Annotated in this window: 1 protein-coding gene; it reads right to left on the bottom strand. The window is 30.9% G+C overall.

All coding sequences use genetic code 11. The features are described 5' to 3' along the window. Positions 1-154 precede the first annotated feature (154 nt). Positions 155-800 (bottom strand): pseudouridine synthase (locus tag DN394_RS28700; RefSeq protein WP_149294465.1); only part of this gene is annotated, 646 nt, incomplete at its 5' end.

Raw genomic sequence — 800 nt, 5'->3', positions numbered from 1 at the left:
ATAACTCGTGTCCTTTTCTTTGCTTTTAAAAGTACATCCATTAATTGTTATTTACTATATCTTATTCATTTTATTTTTGCAAGTGTTTAAAAATAATTTTTTATTAAATAAAAAAAGAAACCAAAAATAGATTTTTGGTTTCCTCTTCTCAATTTTACCAATCTTGTGGTTCGTAATTTAAGTCTGAAAATAGACGTCGTTTCTCTTTCTTCGATAAATCTCTCCACTGTCCAACAGGTAAATTATTTAATTCTATATTCATAATTCTTGTACGCTTTAACGTGTATACTTGATAACCTAAAGCTTCACACATACGACGAATTTGACGATTCAACCCTTGAGTTAAAATAATTTGGAATTCATATTTTGATAACTGTGTTACTTCACAAGGAAGCGTTTTCGTTCCTAAAATTTTCACACCAGCTGCCATTTTCTCTAGAAAATCAGGTGTAATTGGCTTATCTACTGAAACGATATATTCTTTTTCATGTTTGTTTTCAGCACGTAAAATTTCATTAACGATATCACCATCATTCGTTAACAAAATTAAACCGTCTGAGTCTTTATCAAGACGTCCAATGTGACTAATTCGTAATGGATGATTCACTAAATCGATAATATTACCTTTTACAGCTTTTTCACTCGTACATGTAATACCTACTGGTTTATTTAAAGCGATATATACGTGATCTCGAGCAATACGAAGTTGCTCTCCATTTACGCGTACATCATCACCTGGATTTACTTGGTCACCAATTTTTGCAACCTTACCGTTAATAATTACTCTTCTCTCATTAATT

The sequence above is a fragment of the Bacillus sp. BB081 genome (genome assembly GCF_008368895.1).
Lineage (GTDB): Bacteria > Bacillota > Bacilli > Bacillales > Bacillaceae_G > Bacillus_A > Bacillus_A wiedmannii.
Note: the sequence above shows the minus strand (reverse complement) of the source record. Positions and strands in the feature narration are given on the sequence as shown.